This window comes from Corynebacterium jeikeium (assembly GCF_028609885.1).
Lineage (GTDB): Bacteria > Actinomycetota > Actinomycetes > Mycobacteriales > Mycobacteriaceae > Corynebacterium > Corynebacterium jeikeium.
Genome location: NZ_CP063195.1, coordinates 1,524,700 through 1,542,016 on the forward strand (window position 1 = coordinate 1,524,700; position 17,317 = coordinate 1,542,016).

Annotated in this window: 8 protein-coding genes, 2 tRNA genes and 5 pseudogenes; 6 read left to right on the forward strand and 9 right to left on the reverse strand. The window is 58.8% G+C overall.

Annotated features, from left to right (window positions below; all coding sequences use genetic code 11):
* Nucleotides 1–356: 356 nt before the first annotated feature.
* Entirely contained in the window at nucleotides 357–1,535 is a 1,179-nt protein-coding gene (locus CJEIK_RS06800; protein WP_005323424.1) for an IS256-like element IS1249 family transposase, read from the forward strand.
* Between the two features lie 121 nt (nucleotides 1,536–1,656).
* On the opposite strand, the gene CJEIK_RS06805 is transcribed toward CJEIK_RS06800, so the two are convergent.
* Together CJEIK_RS06805 and CJEIK_RS06810 are read right to left on the reverse strand one after the other, a co-directional pair.
* Nucleotides 1,657–1,731 (reverse strand) — tRNA-OTHER (locus CJEIK_RS06805).
* Between the two features lie 123 nt (nucleotides 1,732–1,854).
* The gene (locus CJEIK_RS06810) at nucleotides 1,855–2,460 is read right to left on the reverse strand and encodes an HD domain-containing protein (RefSeq protein ID WP_005292796.1); all 606 of its coding nucleotides are present in this window, start codon (nucleotides 2,458–2,460) and stop codon (nucleotides 1,855–1,857) included.
* A 486-nt stretch (nucleotides 2,461–2,946) separates the two neighbouring features.
* Here CJEIK_RS06810 and CJEIK_RS06815 point away from each other — a divergent pair, with 486 nt between their 5' ends.
* Both CJEIK_RS06815 and malP (CJEIK_RS06820) read left to right on the forward strand, forming a co-directional pair.
* Nucleotides 2,947–3,759: a YihY/virulence factor BrkB family protein gene (locus CJEIK_RS06815; protein WP_273657828.1), complete on the forward strand. Its 813-nt coding sequence runs from the start codon at nucleotides 2,947–2,949 to the stop codon at nucleotides 3,757–3,759.
* Nucleotides 3,760–3,815: 56 nt separating this feature from the next.
* Nucleotides 3,816–5,615: pseudogene (malP, locus tag CJEIK_RS06820) on the forward strand (maltodextrin phosphorylase MalP); the annotation flags it as partial.
* A gap of 35 nt (nucleotides 5,616–5,650) precedes the next feature.
* Here malP (CJEIK_RS06820) and CJEIK_RS11320 read toward each other — a convergent pair.
* From CJEIK_RS11320 to CJEIK_RS06840, 5 genes and pseudogenes are all read right to left on the reverse strand, one after another.
* Nucleotides 5,651–5,710, reverse strand: a pseudogene (locus CJEIK_RS11320) (hypothetical protein); the annotation flags it as partial.
* 112 nt (nucleotides 5,711–5,822) lie between these two features.
* Nucleotides 5,823–6,131 (reverse strand): annotated as a pseudogene (locus CJEIK_RS06825) (type I restriction-modification system subunit M N-terminal domain-containing protein); the annotation flags it as partial.
* Between the two features lie 1,061 nt (nucleotides 6,132–7,192).
* Nucleotides 7,193–8,371 (reverse strand): IS256-like element IS1249 family transposase, encoded by a 1,179-nt coding sequence (locus tag CJEIK_RS06830; RefSeq protein ID WP_005323424.1) that lies wholly within the window; start codon nucleotides 8,369–8,371, stop codon nucleotides 7,193–7,195.
* 111 nt (nucleotides 8,372–8,482) lie between these two features.
* Nucleotides 8,483–9,636: pseudogene (locus CJEIK_RS06835) on the reverse strand (IS1249 family transposase).
* Between the two features lie 12 nt (nucleotides 9,637–9,648).
* Nucleotides 9,649–10,838 (reverse strand): annotated as a pseudogene (locus CJEIK_RS06840) (IS3 family transposase).
* 468 nt (nucleotides 10,839–11,306) lie between these two features.
* Between CJEIK_RS06840 and CJEIK_RS06845 the strand changes: the two are divergent.
* The gene (locus tag CJEIK_RS06845; RefSeq protein WP_005323424.1) at nucleotides 11,307–12,485 is read left to right on the forward strand and encodes an IS256-like element IS1249 family transposase; all 1,179 of its coding nucleotides are present in this window, start codon (nucleotides 11,307–11,309) and stop codon (nucleotides 12,483–12,485) included.
* Between the two features lie 121 nt (nucleotides 12,486–12,606).
* Here the strand turns inward: CJEIK_RS06845 and CJEIK_RS06850 are convergent.
* Together CJEIK_RS06850 and CJEIK_RS06855 are read right to left on the reverse strand one after the other, a co-directional pair.
* Nucleotides 12,607–12,679 (reverse strand) — tRNA-Glu (locus tag CJEIK_RS06850).
* Nucleotides 12,680–12,802: 123 nt separating this feature from the next.
* Nucleotides 12,803–13,408, reverse strand: a complete 606-nt coding sequence (locus CJEIK_RS06855; RefSeq protein WP_005292796.1) for an HD domain-containing protein — start codon at nucleotides 13,406–13,408, stop codon at nucleotides 12,803–12,805.
* Nucleotides 13,409–13,575: 167 nt separating this feature from the next.
* On the opposite strand from CJEIK_RS06855, the gene CJEIK_RS06860 reads away from it, so the two are divergent.
* Both CJEIK_RS06860 and malP (CJEIK_RS06865) read left to right on the forward strand, forming a co-directional pair.
* Complete coding sequence (locus tag CJEIK_RS06860; RefSeq protein WP_005292802.1) at nucleotides 13,576–14,721, forward strand: YihY/virulence factor BrkB family protein; 1,146 nt, start codon at nucleotides 13,576–13,578, stop codon at nucleotides 14,719–14,721.
* 57 nt (nucleotides 14,722–14,778) lie between these two features.
* Nucleotides 14,779–17,157: a maltodextrin phosphorylase MalP gene (gene malP / locus CJEIK_RS06865; RefSeq protein WP_005292804.1), complete on the forward strand. Its 2,379-nt coding sequence runs from the start codon at nucleotides 14,779–14,781 to the stop codon at nucleotides 17,155–17,157.
* Nucleotides 17,158–17,317: the final 160 nt, after the last annotated feature.

Consider the following 17,317-nt stretch of genomic DNA (forward strand, 5'->3'; position numbering starts at 1 on the left):
GGCGGTTGGTGGTCATCCTTTAATCCAACCGGTGTGCGGTTAGCACAAATGTGGCCGGAGGTGCGGGATGGTGTGGGTAATAGCTTTCGGGGAGCTATTCTTTGGTGATTTGTGGTGTGTGGTCTGGGGTTATGGTGGCATGCGGACACACTTTTCTTTACTTAACCCCCATTAACCCCTCATCAGCTAAATCGGGGGTTAAGGGTCAAAAAGTGTGTCCGGAATCGCGGATTTTCACGGATTGACCTGTAGGTTTCCGGAAAGTATATGCTCCGGAAGCATATATCTAGCCCCCGACGGGAAATCCTCGGTGTGGCAGCCGTGATGTGCTATGCGCGGCGTGGTGTGGTGTCGCAATGTCGAAGAACCAACCACGCTGCCACTGCGGCGGTGAAATGAAACGCAACGGCACCACCAGCAAAGGCACCACCAGATGGCGCTGCAAACAATGCGGCGCCTCCAGCGTCAAACGTCGAAACGACATCACCAACGCGGCAGTGTTCACCCAGTTCATCGAGCATTGCACCACCGCAATATCACTCGACGACCTAGCCAAACGAAACGGTGTTAGCCGCGCCACCATGAAGCGGCGCTTCAAGTGGTGCTGGCTCGTTGATGTGCCTGACCCCACCGCCGGCCACCACAAGCGGATCTACGACCAGGTATTTCTCGATGGCACCTACACCGCCGGTGGCTGCCTGATCGTCGCGGCGACCATCGACCACGTGATCGCCTGGCACTGGTGCAAACACGAAACCACCCGCGACTACCAACTGCTGCTTGAACGCATCGAAGCCCCACTCATCGCCGTCATCGACGGCGGCCAAGGCGCATACAGCGCAATCAAAAAGTGCTGGCCGACTACGAAAATTCAACGCTGCCTCGTCCACGCCCAACGCGTGGTCCGCCGCTACACCACCACCAACCCACGCACCGATGCCGGGCGCACCATCTACCGACTTGCGCTGAAACTGACCCGGATCACCACACTGGATGAAGCCGCCGCGTGGGGTGTGCAACTGCACGAGTTTTCAACGATCTACCGGGAATGGATGAACGAGAAAACCATGATCAAAGACCCCAAAACAGGTGCATGGACCCGCGTGTGGACCCACCACAACGTGCGCAAGGCCTACAACAGCCTCAACCATCTTTGGCGGTCCGAGATGCTGTTTGTCTACCTCAACCCGCCAGCAGGAGTCCTTGCGCCCGAGCGGATCAAATCCACCACCAACAGCTTAGAAGGCGGCATCAACGCCCAGCTCAAACTGCTCGCCAGAACCCACCGCGGCAGATCAGGCGAACGACAACGCCGCATGCTGGATTGGTGGCTCTACTTAAAAACGGAACTGCCTGACGATCCAGTACGAATCGCCAGGCAGTCCGACTGGGGCCAGGGCCAACTCGCCAAAGTATCCACCCTGACCCAAACCGAGAACCAAGCCGACCACGAAACAGGACGCCCAGCCCTCTACGACAACGCTATCGACACCGACTACACCCACTCAATCGGCATTCAAAAAGGCCAAATCTAACCCCCGCGACACGCCGAGCCAGACACACATTTTGACCCTTAACCCACATTTTGACCCTTAACCCTAAATCGGGGACTAAACGGCAAAAAGCACGGCCCGAAAGCCGTGCTAAAAAAATTTGTACCCCGTACGGGATTTGAACCCGTGTTACCGGCGTGAGAGCTGCCGGCGTCCTAGGCCGCTAGACGAACGGGGCGCGTGCGCCACATGATCGGCGCGCGTGCTTTTGCAAGCAGCAAGAAAGAACTCTACACAGTAGTTCCTTTACCTACCTAATCCGCAGGTGGCGTGGCATTTTTCAGCCACGCCGGAGCAGCACCTACAGCGCACGCAGTTCCGCGACCTTCTCTTCCAGCACCGCGACCAACGGGTTGTCCGGAATCCGCTTGGCCGCCACCTCGCTCACCGCGCCGTACCACCACTGCTGCTTGTCCTTACCGGAGTTGAAACGACCCCACAGCTCGTCGCCGATCTCGGAGTGGTCGGCCAGAATCGAAAGCAAGTTGTGCAGCTTGTCAGCCACAGAAACAATCACGGAGCCCTCATCGGCGCCGGAAAGGTGCGCCAGGTAAGCATCGGAGCGTTCCTGCCAGTCAGTGATGCTGTCATCCTTCGTCACGCCCAGCACTAGCTCCACCACGCGATCGCCGAAGTCCTCCCGCATCTGCGCCTCGGAATACTCCTCCGGCACGTCCTCCAAAATGTCGTGGAACAGCGCAGCAATCAGCACGTCTTCGTCATCCGTAACCGTGCTGGCCAGGTGCATCACGCCGAAGATGTGAGAAACATACGGAATGTCAGTGCCCTTGCGGGTGTGGTTACGGTGCGCGTACGCCGCCACGTTGATGGCGCTCAGCAGTCGCGGCGAAGTCGCCACATCCAGCAGCTGCGCACCCACTTCTGCGCGAGTCGTTGCGTCAGTCATCGTCTACCTTCTTTCCAATCAGCCCGGCACTTCCGGGAACACTCTTGACTATAAGAATCCCCGGACACCCTCCTTCGCGTGTCCTTGTTCGATTTCTTTTCCGACGCCCCCAGTCCGCACCGCTACAAACTCCCACCTACCAGGTATCTTCAGTAGCTAATGAGTGTTGAAAACCCCAGAACGAACGCCCCTCAGATGAGCGCATCGTTCCCACCCTCGGAGGGCAGGTCACACCGGCACTGCCCTCTGAGGCGTACCACGAGGAAGTCGTGCGGGAGCACCGCTGGCTGGAACCCTCAACTTGGAAGGTCATCGCCAAGCGTCTCTATTTCGAGGTTTTCTTCAACGCTTTGCTAGACAAAGGCGCCACGCTGAGCTTCTTCACACTGCTCACCGGACTGCCGACTTTGCTGGCCTTTTATGCGATCATCACGCTGTTCCTTGACCAAAACCGCAACCAGGTCACGGAGCTCACCGACGAATTCATTGATAAAACATCCCACCAACTTTCCAGACAATGCGCAGAGCATTGTCTCCACGGTCATCGGCTCTACGGAGCAATCCATCGTCATGCTGGTGATCAGCGTGCTGCTTGCCCTGTTTTCCTCGTCGGCGTACCTCCGCGCATTTTCCCGTATGTCCAACGAAATGTACGGGCGGCGCGAAGGACGTGGCCTCATCAGGAGGTGGACGACCATGTGGGCAGTCACCCTTGTTCTGGTGATCGGACTGGTCTTCATCGCGGGCGCATACTTTCTTCGGGAGGATATCGCCCGGCCACTGCTGGACAAGGTCGCCGAGCCGCTTAGGATACAGGGCTTCACCACCTTCGTCCTGGAGCACTTCCTGCCGGTCTGGCAGTACCTTCGCTGGCCAGTGATCTTCTTCGTGTCGGCGATCCTCATCGCCATCCTCTACCATGTCGCCCCGAACGTGCGCTTCGGGCGCGTGCGGTGGCTAACGGTGGGCTCCACATTCGCGCTGATCAGCATAACTATCGTCGGCCTGCTGCTACGCGCCTATCTAAACAACTTCGGTTACATCGGTATCTACGGCGCGCTGGGAGGCATCATCGTCAGCCTCCCTCGGCTTGGTCTTAAGCAACTCCCTGCTGCTCCTCGGCGTGAAGCTGGATGCGGAGATCGCCCGCACGCGCGAGCTGCAGTGGCATGGAATCCGAGCGAATCATCCAGGTTCCGCCGCGCTCCTCCGCAGCGGTGGAGAGCTTCAGCCACCTCCACGACAGCATTGAGGAACAGTCTTCGCAGTTGCGAAACGAAGCGGCGTCCAAAACACTAGCCCCTGCCCTGCACCCGACCAGCGAGTTCACCGCAGGCACCATAGAATCGGGAACTATGAGCCACGAACTGAACTCCACCACCGTCGGCGGCCACGTCCGCGCCGCCGTAAGCACCCCGCCCCAGCACGCTTCCACCCGCAAGTTTTGGACCGGCCTTTCCCGCAATATCCAAGAGCGCATCGCCGACGATTGGGAACGCACCCGCGAAGCCTACGCCGCCACCCGCCAACAGCATTACTTTTCCGCCGAGTTCCTCATGGGCCGCGCGCTGCTGAATAACCTCCACCAACCTCGGCCCCCCCCCCTGGTGGAAGAGGCTCAGGCCGCCACCCGGGAGCTCGGCCACGAGCTCGCGGACGTCCTAGAAATTGAAAACGATGCCGCCCTGGGCAACGGTGGCCTGGGTCGCCTGGCCGCCTGCTTCCTGGATTCCGCCGTCACCCAGGATTACCCCGTCACCGGCTACGGCATCCTTTACCGCTACGGCCTGTTCCGCCAGTCCTTCGACAATGGCTTCCAGGTGGAGCGCCCGGACCCGTGGCGCGAAGAGGAATACCCCTTTACTATCCGCCGCGCCTCCGACCAGCTAGTCGTTCACTTCGACGACATGAAGGTCCGCGCGATCCCCTATGACATGCCCATCACCGGCTACGGCACCCGCAACGTGGGCACCCTGCGCCTGTGGAAGGCCGAGCCGTGGGAGGAGTTCGACTACGACGCTTTCAACTCCCAGCGCTTCACCGATGCCATCATCGAGCGCGAGCGTGTCAGCGACATCTGCCGCGTGCTCTACCCGAACGACACGACCTACGAGGGCAAAGCTGCGCGTGCGCCAGCAGTACTTCTTCACCTCCGCCTCCCTGCAGGCGATGATCCGCAGCCACCTGGCCCACCACGGGGATCTGAAGAACTTCGCGGACTTCCACTCCGTGCAGCTGAACGATACCCACCCGGTGCTGGCCATCCCGGAGCTCATGCGCCTGCTGATGGACGAGCACGGCATGGGTTGGGAGGAAGCCTGGGAGATCGTATCCGACACCTTCGCCTACACCAACCACACCGTCCTCACCGAGGCCCTGGAGCAGTGGGACCAGCAGATCTTCCAGCAGTTGTTCTGGCGAGTGTGGGAGATCATCGCCGAGATCGACCGTCGCTTCCGCATCGAACGCTCGGCGGAGGGGATTGATGGCGTCACCATCCAAAGAATGGCCCCGATCCAACACGGTGTGGTGCACATGGCGTGGATCGCCTGCTACGCCGCGTATTCCATCAACGGCGTGGCCGCGCTGCACACAGAGATCATCAAGCGCGAAACCCTCGCCGATTGGCACGCGCTGTGGCCCGAGAAGTTCAACAACAAGACCAACGGTGTTACGCCGCGCCGCTGGCTGCGGATGATTAACCCTCGCCTGTCTGCGCTGCTTACTCGCCTTTCTGGTGATGACGCCTGGGTCACCAACCCGACAACCTCAAGGAACTGCGCAGCTTCGCCTCCGACCCGGCGGTCATGCAGGAACTCCGCGAGATCAAGGCCGCCAACAAGCACGACTTCGCCGAGTGGATCGCCGAGCGCCAGGGCGTGGTCATCGACCCGAACTCCATCTTCGACGTACAGATCAAGCGCCTGCATGAGTACAAGCGCCAGCTACTGAACGCCCTGTACGTGCTGGACCTGTACTTCCGCATCAAGGAGGACCACGAGCGCGACCTGCCGCCGCGCACCGTCATCTTCGGCGCGAAGGCTGCGCCGGGCTACACGCGGGCAAAGGCCATCATCAAGCTGATCAACGCAATCGCGGACCTGGTGAACAACGATCCGGTCGTTTCCCCGCTGCTGAAGGTCGTGTTCGTGGAGACCATGATTCTGGAAACTTCAGCCGGGGTGTAGAACTGGCCCTTGCTCTTGCCGGACTCTGTCGCAAAATGCCGCATGAGGTACCTCATACGCATCCCCGAGCAAGTCGTCACCTTCAGCACGCGAACCAGTGAAGTCGATGTCCTGGAAGATGCTAATGAGGTTGGTCAGGCGATCCTGCATCGCCTTGCCTTCCAATTTGTTTGGGTCATCGAAGTCGGCGTTGTTGATCACGCCCTGCAGGTCGTTCTCCTCAGCCAGCCGGCGGATGGCGATGTTCATCCTCTCGCCGATGTCCGGGGCACCCTTCACGGCAACCAGATCATCGAAAGAGCCACCCTCGGGAACCTCGATCAGGCTGTAAGGATCGCTCTTGGCCTTATCCGAGACGTACTTTACGAAGAGCAGCGTTAGGACGTAGTCCTTGTACTGGCTGGCGTCCATGCCGCCGCGCAGCTCATCGGCACTCTTCCAGAGGGAGCTATAAAGATCAGACTTTTTGAGAGCCACTACCATGCCACCACCTTCGGCAGCTTGGCCACTAACTTCTTACCCTGGGCTCTTAAGGTCATATGCTGTTCGTCTCCTCCACTGAACGTGGTTAATCTTCTAGTTAATACCGACATTACTGACCGACTCAGACACGAATGCCGGGCAGTACCCGTCGAAGAGGTTCAATCAGGGTTCCGAGGGATTAATGAGCCTCTACGGCGTGCAGCTGCCAATGGTGCAATTATACTTTGACCAGGTGTTTTATAAATCGTTTGATGGTTACAGTCTAGGCGCCCATTACATTTTCGGTTCGCTCGTGCGTTCGCCTACCCCGTCCCCTAAAGGTCTATCCACTCCAGTGTGCGCAGATTCTGCCCGCCGCAAGGGGTCGCGGATACATTCCAGCGCATGCACACAACCAATGACACCCCGACCTGGATGGCTACGTGGGCTGGGTTGTTGATGACCTCAAATGGGGAACGTTGCAGGACTACCTCGGCACCGAGGAGGAAGCTCGCGAGCTCTCTTCTCGGACCGGTGGCGGTCCTATCTACAAGCGAACTTGGATGCGCCTAGCGTGAGTACGGTGAACCGACAGCAGCCTCCACCCCACGTAAAACGTCAGTACAGAACGCCAATTTGTGGGTAGGGGTAGAACGTAGGCTCACATAGCGCGACAGGCTCCCATCTTCTTCTATTCTAAGGGAGGCAACCTCTCACCTACGTGCTGGCGTATCCACTACTTCGAGTTCATGTGAGGGTGTCACTGAGGACACGCCCTGGAAGTCCCTGAGGTCGGATAGAAGGAGACGAATTCCCCGTTGTTTCATCACCACAGAGAAAGCAGGCTTAGCCTGCAGGGTCCGGGCAATTTTGCCCGATGGAATGAAGAGTCACCGCCGCGCTTGGCTGATAGGGATGCGGACGTTTTTGTCCATTAACGGGTTAAGTAAAGAAAAGTGTGTCTTTTCCGGGCGTGTTATGTATATTTGATCCAGCCTTTGGATGCCGAGGTTGTGTTGGTAGCTGGTGTCGATGGCGGGTTAAGGGTCAAAATGTGTGTCTGGCTCGGCGTGTCGCGGGGGTTAGATTTGGCCTTTTTGAATGCCGATTGAGTGGGTGTAGTCGGTGTCGATAGCGTTGTCGTAGAGGGCTGGGCGTCCTGTTTCGTGGTCGGCTTGGTTCTCGGTTTGGGTCAGGGTGGATACTTTGGCGAGTTGGCCCTGGCCCCAGTCGGACTGCCTGGCGATTCGTACTGGATCGTCAGGCAGTTCCGTTTTTAAGTAGAGCCACCAATCCAGCATGCGGCGTTGTCGTTCGCCTGATCTGCCGCGGTGGGTTCTGGCGAGCAGTTTGAGCTGGGCGTTGATGCCGCCTTCTAAGCTGTTGGTGGTGGATTTGATCCGCTCGGGCGCAAGGACTCCTGCTGGCGGGTTGAGGTAGACAAACAGCATCTCGGACCGCCAAAGATGGTTGAGGCTGTTGTAGGCCTTGCGCACGTTGTGGTGGGTCCACACGCGGGTCCATGCACCTGTTTTGGGGTCTTTGATCATGGTTTTCTCGTTCATCCATTCCCGGTAGATCGTTGAAAACTCGTGCAGTTGCACACCCCACGCGGCGGCTTCATCCAGTGTGGTGATCCGGGTCAGTTTCAGCGCAAGTCGGTAGATGGTGCGCCCGGCATCGGTGCGTGGGTTGGTGGTGGTGTAGCGGCGGACCACGCGTTGGGCGTGGACGAGGCAGCGTTGAATTTTCGTAGTCGGCCAGCACTTTTTGATTGCGCTGTATGCGCCTTGGCCGCCGTCGATGACGGCGATGAGTGGGGCTTCGATGCGTTCAAGCAGCAGTTGGTAGTCGCGGGTGGTTTCGTGTTTGCACCAGTGCCAGGCGATCACGTGGTCGATGGTCGCCGCGACGATCAGGCAGCCACCGGCGGTGTAGGTGCCATCGAGAAATACCTGGTCGTAGATCCGCTTGTGGTGGCCGGCGGTGGGGTCAGGCACATCAACGAGCCAGCACCACTTGAAGCGCCGCTTCATGGTGGCGCGGCTAACACCGTTTCGTTTGGCTAGGTCGTCGAGTGATATTGCGGTGGTGCAATGCTCGATGAACTGGGTGAACACTGCCGCGTTGGTGATGTCGTTTCGACGTTTGACGCTGGAGGCGCCGCATTGTTTGCAGCGCCATCTGGTGGTGCCTTTGCTGGTGGTGCCGTTGCGTTTCATTTCACCGCCGCAGTGGCAGCGTGGTTGGTTCTTCGACATTGCGACACCACACCACGCCGCGCATAGCACATCACGGCTGCCACACCGAGGATTTCCCGTCGGGGGCTAGATATATGCTTCCGGAGCATATACTTTCCGGAAACCTACAGGTCAATCCGTGAAAATCCGCGATTCCGGACACACTTTTTGACCCTTAACCTCGATGGCGGTGTCGTATTCTGCTGGTGCACCGATGTCATTGGTAGTGGCTGTGGTGTTGTGGGTGATCAGGTCTGTTGCTGTGGAAAGTGCGTCTTGACCCCATCGTTGGTCCCTGGCGATCTTGACCGGATCGTCAGGGACTTCTGTATGTAGATACAGCCACCAATCCATCACTGTGCGTTGATGCGGTAGTGATAGTCCGCGGTGTCTGCGGGCTAGTTCTTTATGGGGGCGTTGATGCCACCTTCGAGGCTGTTTGTTGTTGCTGCAAGGTTGTCGGGGTCGATGGTTGTTGGTGGGGTTGCAGGTAGGTAACAGCAGGTCTCTGCGGTGCAGAGATAGCAATGATTGATAGGCCGCTCGGACGCGTTGGTGGGTGTAGACCTTGGTGTAGGCGCCGGTAGCAGGGTCTTTGATGGTGGTTTTCTCGTTCATCCATTCCCGGTAGGTGTGGTCGAATTCGTGCAGGTGGGCGACCCATGTGGATGCTTGGTCAAGGTCGGTGATGCGAGTGAGTTTCAGGGCTAGGCGGTAGAGGGTTTTGCCGGCATCGGTGCGGGGTTGCTGGTGGTGTGGCGGCGGACTGTTCGTTGGGCGTGGACGAGGCAGCGTTGGATGCGTGTTGTTGGCCAGCAGTGGTGGATGGCTGATTGGGCACCTTGTCCGCCGTCTGTGACTGCGATTAGTGGTGCGGCAATGGGGCGTAGGAGTTCGGTGTAGGCGGCGGTGGTTTCGTGTCTGGCCCAGGTCCAGTTGATGACGTGGGTTTTACTGGCTGCGATCAGGAGGCATCCGGACTTTAGATAGGTCGCGTCGAGGAAGATTTGGTCATGGATGCGGAATGAGTCGATGGTGGGTGTGGGGATGATCCACCAGCACCATCGGAATCGGTGGTGCATGGTTTGCCTGGTTACGCCATGGTGTGCGGCGAAGGTGGTTAGAGATTGGGTGCCGGTGGCCCATTGGATGAACAAAGCCATGGTGGCGGTATTTTTGTTGTGGGTTTGGGTGTTGCGGGTAAAGGAGTGTCCGCAGTGGGTGCAGCGCCAACGGGTGGTTGATTTGCTGGTGGTGCCGGGGCCTGACCCCCGGAAAGTAGACACGTCGGGGGTTAGCTATGCTGCTTGGGTCAGTGTAGCTGATGTGAGTGCTTCGAAGTCATTGGGGGCTAGAAGGTTGCACCAGGAGTGCCGTCTGCGGGTGTTGTAGCGCATGCACCATCGAAAGACTTCCTGCCGGCAGATAATGGGATTATCAAAGACTTTCCGATCACGTAGCACTTCACGTTTTAAGGTGGCGTTAAATGATTCTGCCAGGGCATTATCGGCACTAGTTCCCACCGCGCCCATGGATTGGCGTACACCAAGTTGGGCGCAGTGGTCCCTAAACGCCTGTGAGGTGTACACACTTCCATGATCAGAATGGAAAATAGCCCCGTCAAGGCTTCCGCGGACTGTGCTGGCATGGGACAAAGCCTCGATGACCAGTGAGACACGCATGTGGTCTGCGAGTGCATAACCTGCAAGTCTCCGTGAATAGGTGTCAATGACCGTGGCCAGGTACATGTTCTTACCGCCCTTACACGGCAGGTAGGTGATGTCGCCTACATAAACACGGTTCGGCTCGTCAGCGGTGAATGTACGGCCTACTAAATCTGGCATGACACGGTGACCAGGCTTGCGCCGGGTGGTGATGCATCGACGCCGTTTGCTAAAGCCTTTAGCCCCATGGATTTCATGATGCGCGCAACCTTCTTATGGTTGATCGGGCCGAAGTCCGTATCGTCGTTGAGGCTTGCAGCGATGCGTTTAGCACCATAAAGCCCGTTCTCATCATCAAAGATGGCCTTGATTCTTGCACCAATAAGGGCATCGGAACATATCTTTAACCTGCGATTTTCGTGGGTGTTGACCCATTTATAAAACGAGGAGCGATTGAGCTTTAACACATGGCACATCCGCTTGACCGAGTACTCGGTTCGGTGGTCATAGACAAACTGGAAGCGGATCACCAGCGTGTCTCTTCGGCAAAATATTTCGCGGCCTTGCGCAGAATATCGCGTTCTTCGCGCAGCTTCGCGTTCTCTTTTTCTAGCTGGCGGATTCGCTCGGAATCAGTCGTCTCCTTGGCGTTGTCGCGCATGGCCTTCGTGCGGGCACGTTTGCCGGTGCCGTATTGCTGAAGCCAGGAGAAAAGCGAGGAACGATTGACTCCAAGCTCTGCTGAAGCCGCGAAGTGAAAGGTCCTCATTGTTTTCATAGAGGGCCACAGCATCACGTTTGAACTGTTCGGAATACCTAGGCATGGTGGTAGATTACCTTTCTTCCCAACCCAACCGGGCTGGATATCAGGTGTCTACCAAACAGGGGTCAGGTCCCCGTTTTTCTTTGTGTTGTTGCCGCATAGTGGGCAGCTGGGGCGGTTGGTGGTCATCCTTTAATCCAACCGGTGTGCGGTTAGCACAAATGTGGCCGGAGGTGCGGGATGGTGTGGGTAATAGCTTTCGGGGAGCTATTCTTTGGTGATTTGTGGTGTGTGGTCTGGGGTTATGGTGGCATGCGGACACACTTTTCTTTACTTAACCCCCATTAACCCCTCATCAGCTAAATCGGGGGTTAAGGGTCAAAAAGTGTGTCCGGAATCGCGGATTTTCACGGATTGACCTGTAGGTTTCCGGAAAGTATATGCTCCGGAAGCATATATCTAGCCCCCGACGGGAAATCCTCGGTGTGGCAGCCGTGATGTGCTATGCGCGGCGTGGTGTGGTGTCGCAATGTCGAAGAACCAACCACGCTGCCACTGCGGCGGTGAAATGAAACGCAACGGCACCACCAGCAAAGGCACCACCAGATGGCGCTGCAAACAATGCGGCGCCTCCAGCGTCAAACGTCGAAACGACATCACCAACGCGGCAGTGTTCACCCAGTTCATCGAGCATTGCACCACCGCAATATCACTCGACGACCTAGCCAAACGAAACGGTGTTAGCCGCGCCACCATGAAGCGGCGCTTCAAGTGGTGCTGGCTCGTTGATGTGCCTGACCCCACCGCCGGCCACCACAAGCGGATCTACGACCAGGTATTTCTCGATGGCACCTACACCGCCGGTGGCTGCCTGATCGTCGCGGCGACCATCGACCACGTGATCGCCTGGCACTGGTGCAAACACGAAACCACCCGCGACTACCAACTGCTGCTTGAACGCATCGAAGCCCCACTCATCGCCGTCATCGACGGCGGCCAAGGCGCATACAGCGCAATCAAAAAGTGCTGGCCGACTACGAAAATTCAACGCTGCCTCGTCCACGCCCAACGCGTGGTCCGCCGCTACACCACCACCAACCCACGCACCGATGCCGGGCGCACCATCTACCGACTTGCGCTGAAACTGACCCGGATCACCACACTGGATGAAGCCGCCGCGTGGGGTGTGCAACTGCACGAGTTTTCAACGATCTACCGGGAATGGATGAACGAGAAAACCATGATCAAAGACCCCAAAACAGGTGCATGGACCCGCGTGTGGACCCACCACAACGTGCGCAAGGCCTACAACAGCCTCAACCATCTTTGGCGGTCCGAGATGCTGTTTGTCTACCTCAACCCGCCAGCAGGAGTCCTTGCGCCCGAGCGGATCAAATCCACCACCAACAGCTTAGAAGGCGGCATCAACGCCCAGCTCAAACTGCTCGCCAGAACCCACCGCGGCAGATCAGGCGAACGACAACGCCGCATGCTGGATTGGTGGCTCTACTTAAAAACGGAACTGCCTGACGATCCAGTACGAATCGCCAGGCAGTCCGACTGGGGCCAGGGCCAACTCGCCAAAGTATCCACCCTGACCCAAACCGAGAACCAAGCCGACCACGAAACAGGACGCCCAGCCCTCTACGACAACGCTATCGACACCGACTACACCCACTCAATCGGCATTCAAAAAGGCCAAATCTAACCCCCGCGACACGCCGAGCCAGACACACATTTTGACCCTTAACCCACATTTTGACCCTTAACCCTAAATCGGGGACTAAACGGCAAAAAGCACGGCCCGAAAGCCGTGCTAAAAAAATTTGTACCCCGTACGGGATTTGAACCCGTGTTACCGGCGTGAGAGGCCGGCGTCCTAGGCCGCTAGACGAACGGGGCGCGTGCGCCACATGATCGGCGCGCGTGCTTTTGCAAGCAGCAAGAAAGAACTCTACACAGTAGTTCCTTTACCTACCTAATCCGCAGGTGGCGTGGCATTTTTCAGCCACGCCGGAGCAGCACCTACAGCGCACGCAGTTCCGCGACCTTCTCTTCCAGCACCGCGACCAACGGGTTGTCCGGAATCCGCTTGGCCGCCACCTCGCTCACCGCGCCGTACCACCACTGCTGCTTGTCCTTACCGGAGTTGAAACGACCCCACAGCTCGTCGCCGATCTCGGAGTGGTCGGCCAGAATCGAAAGCAAGTTGTGCAGCTTGTCAGCCACAGAAACAATCACGGAGCCCTCATCGGCGCCGGAAAGGTGCGCCAGGTAAGCATCGGAGCGTTCCTGCCAGTCAGTGATGCTGTCATCCTTCGTCACGCCCAGCACTAGCTCCACCACGCGATCGCCGAAGTCCTCCCGCATCTGCGCCTCGGAATACTCCTCCGGCACGTCCTCCAAAATGTCGTGGAACAGCGCAGCAATCAGCACGTCTTCGTCATCCGTAACCGTGCTGGCCAGGTGCATCACGCCGAAGATGTGAGAAACATACGGAATGTCAGTGCCCTTGCGGGTGTGGTTACGGTGCGCGTACGCCGCCACGTTGATGGCGCTCAGCAGTCGCGGCGAAGTCGCCACATCCAGCAGCTGCGCACCCACTTCTGCGCGAGTCGTTGCGTCAGTCATCGTCTACCTTCTTTCCAATCAGCCCGGCACTTCCCGGGAACACTCTTGACTATAAGAATCCCCCGGACACCCCCTCCCCTTCGCGTGTCCTTGTTCGATTTCTTTTCTCGACGCCCCCCAGTCCGCACCGCTACAAACTCCCACCTACCAGGTATCTTCAGTAGCTAATGAGTGTTGAAAAACCCCAGAACGAACGCCCCTCAGATGAGCGCATCGTTCCCACCCTCGGAGGGCAGGTCACACCGGCACTGCCCTCTGAGGCGTACCACGAGGAAGTCGTGCGGGAGCACCGCTGGCTGGAACCCTCAACTTGGAAGGTCATCGCCAAGCGTCTCTATTTCGAGGTTTTCTTCAACGCTTTGCTAGACAAAGGCGCCACGCTGAGCTTCTTCACACTGCTCACCGGACTGCCGACTTTGCTGGCCTTTTATGCGATCATCACGCTGTTCCTTGACCAAAACCGCAACCAGGTCACGGAGCTCACCGACGAATTCATCGATAAAAACATCCCCACCAACTTCCAAGACAATGCGCAGAGCATTGTCTCCACGGTCATCGGCTCTACGGAGCAATCCATCGTCATGCTGGTGATCAGCGTGCTGCTTGCCCTGTTTTCCTCGTCGGCGTACCTCCGCGCATTTTCCCGTATGTCCAACGAAATGTACGGGCGGCGCGAAGGACGTGGCCTCATCAGGAGGTGGACGACCATGTGGGCAGTCACCCTTGTTCTGGTGATCGGACTGGTCTTCATCGCGGGCGCATACTTTCTTCGGGAGGATATCGCCCGGCCACTGCTGGACAAGGTCGCCGAGCCGCTTAGGATACAGGGCTTCACCACCTTCGTCCTGGAGCACTTCCTGCCGGTCTGGCAGTACCTTCGCTGGCCAGTGATCTTCTTCGTGTCGGCGATCCTCATCGCCATCCTCTACCATGTCGCCCCGAACGTGCGCTTCGGGCGCGTGCGGTGGCTAACGGTGGGCTCCACATTCGCGCTGATCAGCATAACTATCGTCGGCCTGCTGCTACGCGCCTATCTAAACAACTTCGGTTACATCGGTATCTACGGCGCGCTGGGAGGCATCATCGTCGGCCTCCTCGGCTTGGTCTTAAGCAACTCCCTGCTGCTCCTCGGCGTGAAGCTGGATGCGGAGATCGCCCGCACGCGCGAGCTGCAGGCCGGCATGGAATCCGAGCGAATCATCCAGGTTCCGCCGCGCTCCTCCGCAGCGGTGGAGAGCTTCAGCCACCTCCACGACAGCATTGAGGAACAGTCTTCGCAGTTGCGAAACGAAGCGGCGTCCAAAAAACACTAGCCCCCTGCCCCGCACCCGACCAGCGAGTTCACCGCAGGCACCATAGAATCGGGAACTATGAGCCACGAACTGAACTCCACCACCGTCGGCGGCCACGTCCGCGCCGCCGCCGGCACCCCGCCCCAGCACGCTTCCACCCGCAAGTTTTGGACCGGCCTTTCCCGCAATATCCAAGAGCGCATCGCCGACGATTGGGAACGCACCCGCGAAGCCTACGCCGCCACCCGCCAACAGCATTACTTTTCCGCCGAGTTCCTCATGGGCCGCGCGCTGCTGAATAACCTCACCAACCTCGGCCTGGTGGAAGAGGCTCAGGCCGCCACCCGGGAGCTCGGCCACGAGCTCGCGGACGTCCTAGAAATTGAAAACGATGCCGCCCTGGGCAACGGTGGCCTGGGTCGCCTGGCCGCCTGCTTCCTGGATTCCGCCGTCACCCAGGATTACCCCGTCACCGGCTACGGCATCCTTTACCGCTACGGCCTGTTCCGCCAGTCCTTCGACAATGGCTTCCAGGTGGAGCGCCCGGACCCGTGGCGCGAAGAGGAATACCCCTTTACTATCCGCCGCGCCTCCGACCAGCTAGTCGTTCACTTCGACGACATGAAGGTCCGCGCGATCCCCTATGACATGCCCATCACCGGCTACGGCACCCGCAACGTGGGCACCCTGCGCCTGTGGAAGGCCGAGCCGTGGGAGGAGTTCGACTACGACGCTTTCAACTCCCAGCGCTTCACCGATGCCATCATCGAGCGCGAGCGTGTCAGCGACATCTGCCGCGTGCTCTACCCGAACGACACGACCTACGAGGGCAAGAAGCTGCGCGTGCGCCAGCAGTACTTCTTCACCTCCGCCTCCCTGCAGGCGATGATCCGCAGCCACCTGGCCCACCACGGGGATCTGAAGAACTTCGCGGACTTCCACTCCGTGCAGCTGAACGATACCCACCCGGTGCTGGCCATCCCGGAGCTCATGCGCCTGCTGATGGACGAGCACGGCATGGGTTGGGAGGAAGCCTGGGAGATCGTATCCGACACCTTCGCCTACACCAACCACACCGTCCTCACCGAGGCCCTGGAGCAGTGGGACCAGCAGATCTTCCAGCAGTTGTTCTGGCGAGTGTGGGAGATCATCGCCGAGATCGACCGTCGCTTCCGCATCGAACGCTCGGCGGAGGGGATTGATGGCGTCACCATCCAAAGAATGGCCCCGATCCAACACGGTGTGGTGCACATGGCGTGGATCGCCTGCTACGCCGCGTATTCCATCAACGGCGTGGCCGCGCTGCACACAGAGATCATCAAGCGCGAAACCCTCGCCGATTGGCACGCGCTGTGGCCCGAGAAGTTCAACAACAAGACCAACGGTGTTACGCCGCGCCGCTGGCTGCGGATGATTAACCCTCGCCTGTCTGCGCTGCTTACTCGCCTTTCTGGTGATGACGCCTGGGTCACCAACCTCGACAACCTCAAGGAACTGCGCAGCTTCGCCTCCGACCCGGCGGTCATGCAGGAACTCCGCGAGATCAAGGCCGCCAACAAGCACGACTTCGCCGAGTGGATCGCCGAGCGCCAGGGCGTGGTCATCGACCCGAACTCCATCTTCGACGTACAGATCAAGCGCCTGCATGAGTACAAGCGCCAGCTACTGAACGCCCTGTACGTGCTGGACCTGTACTTCCGCATCAAGGAGGACCACGAGCGCGACCTGCCGCCGCGCACCGTCATCTTCGGCGCGAAGGCTGCGCCGGGCTACACGCGGGCAAAGGCCATCATCAAGCTGATCAACGCAATCGCGGACCTGGTGAACAACGATCCGGTCGTTTCCCCGCTGCTGAAGGTCGTGTTCGTGGAGAACTACAACGTCTCCCCCGCCGAGCACATCCTGCCGGCCTCCGATGTCTCGGAGCAGATCTCTACCGCGGGCAAGGAGGCCTCCGGCACCTCCAACATGAAGTTCATGATGAACGGCGCGCTGACGCTGGGCACCATGGATGGCGCGAACGTGGAGATCGTGGATTCCGTTGGTGAGGACAACGCCTACATCTTCGGCGCCCGCGTGGAGGAACTGCCCGAGCTGCGCGCGGACTACAAGCCCTACGAGCTGTACGAATCCGTGCCCGGCCTGAAGCGCGCCCTGGACGCGCTGGATAACGGCACCCTGCACGACGACTTCACCGGCTGGTTCTACGACCTGAAGCAGTCGCTGATCCACGGCTACGGCGAGGGCGCCTCCGACACTTACTACGTGCTGGGCGACTTCGCGGACTACCGCGACGTACGCGACCGCATGGCCGCGGACTACGCGGCCGACCCGCAGGGCTGGGCGCAGAAGGCGTGGGTGAACATCTGCGAATCCGGGCGTTTCTCCTCCGACCGCACGATCCGTGACTACGCAACGGAGGTTTGGAAGTTGGAGCCCGCGCCGATTAACAAATAGTTCCCGACCTGCACCGGCGCAGGTCGGGGCGTCAAAAAAGGGTGTAAAAGAGGGGCGTTAAGAAACCGTAAAGAGTCATTAGCACGGGGCACCACCGGTGTTGTTATATCTACATGCTTTATGACTTTTTAATGGTTGCAGTAACCTGCGCGCTGTTCGG

Excerpts from the sequence above, each read along its gene's own strand:
- CJEIK_RS06800 (WP_005323424.1), top strand. The coding sequence starts at position 357 with ATGTCGAAGAACCAACCACGCTGCCACTGCGGCGGTGAAATGAAACGC.
- CJEIK_RS06810 (WP_005292796.1), bottom strand. The coding sequence starts at position 2,460 with ATGACTGACGCAACGACTCGCGCAGAAGTGGGTGCGCAGCTGCTGGAT.
- CJEIK_RS06830 (WP_005323424.1), bottom strand. The coding sequence starts at position 8,371 with ATGTCGAAGAACCAACCACGCTGCCACTGCGGCGGTGAAATGAAACGC.
- CJEIK_RS06845 (WP_005323424.1), top strand. The coding sequence starts at position 11,307 with ATGTCGAAGAACCAACCACGCTGCCACTGCGGCGGTGAAATGAAACGC.
- CJEIK_RS06855 (WP_005292796.1), bottom strand. The coding sequence starts at position 13,408 with ATGACTGACGCAACGACTCGCGCAGAAGTGGGTGCGCAGCTGCTGGAT.
- CJEIK_RS06860 (WP_005292802.1), top strand. The coding sequence starts at position 13,576 with ATGAGTGTTGAAAAACCCCAGAACGAACGCCCCTCAGATGAGCGCATC.
- malP (WP_005292804.1), top strand. The coding sequence starts at position 14,779 with ATGAGCCACGAACTGAACTCCACCACCGTCGGCGGCCACGTCCGCGCC.